This is a genomic window from Pseudoselenomonas ruminis, from assembly GCF_008271295.1.
GTDB lineage: Bacteria > Bacillota > Negativicutes > Selenomonadales > Selenomonadaceae > Selenomonas_A > Selenomonas_A ruminis.
Genome location: NZ_VTOY01000050.1, coordinates 1 through 293, shown reverse-complemented (window position 1 = coordinate 293; position 293 = coordinate 1). Strand labels below are relative to the sequence as shown.

Annotated in this window: 1 protein-coding gene; it reads left to right on the top strand. The window is 44.7% G+C overall.

Annotation, left to right across the window (positions count from 1 at the left end; genetic code table 11):
* The coding region (locus FZ040_RS13885; protein WP_149172546.1) for a serine hydrolase at window positions 1–293 on the top strand (293 nt) is incomplete at both ends.

Below are 293 nucleotides of genomic sequence, written 5' to 3'. Positions count from 1 at the left end.
AAAGATAATCGTGATACTAGCACGCCGAGACAGATGGTAAAAAATTTGCAAGTCTATATATTCGGCGATATTTTGAGCGACGACAAGAAAAAACTGCTGATTGATTGGATGAGCGACAATTCCATAACCGACACGCTTATCAAGGCAGAAACTCCGCAAGGTTGGAAAGTTATCGACAAGAGCGGTTCAGGCGATTATGGGGCGCGGAATGATATTGCCGTGATTTATCCGCCCAATCGCAAACCCATTGTCATGGCGATAATGTCGCGCCGCACGGAAAAAAATGCAAAATC